This window comes from Rhizobium sp. PDO1-076 (assembly GCF_000247475.1).
In the GTDB taxonomy this organism is placed as follows: domain Bacteria; phylum Pseudomonadota; class Alphaproteobacteria; order Rhizobiales; family Rhizobiaceae; genus Allorhizobium.
This window is the reverse complement of the sequence record NZ_AHZC01000345.1, coordinates 1-690: the sequence shown is the minus strand read 5'-3', so window position 1 is coordinate 690 and position 690 is coordinate 1. Positions and strand designations below refer to the sequence as shown.

Genomic DNA, 690 nt, shown 5'->3' with positions numbered 1-690 from the left:
CTCCCCACTGATATGGCCTGCCCTGCCAAAAAATCAGGATCAATGGATCATTTATCATCACCTATCGTTCGCAACGCGCCGGCACGCGAGATGCGCTCAGCGTCGCTGCGGTTCGTTGTGCTCTCGGTCCTGTTTGCAAATCTCGCATTCGGCGACAGCGCTACTAACACCCATGTTGTCGTTAGTTCGATCTACCTTCTGGTCAGCATCGCTTCAGTTGCGATCGCGGTATATTTTCCCAAAAGAAAATACTTCGGGGTTCTCTTCGTGGTATTCGATGCAGCTCTTGTTGTTGGGGTTCTATACGAACACATCCTCGCTAGCCCCACAACCGCGGATCACAGTCTGACTACATCAAGCCTGGTAGTATCCTTCATCCTGTTAAATCATGTTGCGTTGAAGCAGAATCGGAAACTAGTCCTGTTGTTTTCTTCCATCGTTGTGTCCGGATGGCTCCTCATGCTTGGCGCAATGGCTTGGCGCCACCACGCGGTGGAACCAGGAACGTTGTCCGATCAATTCTTCAACCAAGACCTGGCTCTGACCTTAAGTTTTGCATTCACCTCTCTGGCAGTCTATCTCCTTTCTCGCGATCACGACTACACCCTGAATCAGGCTCTCAAAATCGAGGAAAGAAGGCACAACCTATCCCGATTTTTTTCCCCCAGAGTCGTGGCGGATTTACAGAAT

Annotated in this window: 1 pseudogene; it reads left to right on the top strand. The window is 50.4% G+C overall.

The features are described 5' to 3' along the window. Positions 1 to 690, top strand: a pseudogene (locus PDO_RS16975) (adenylate/guanylate cyclase domain-containing protein); the annotation flags it as partial.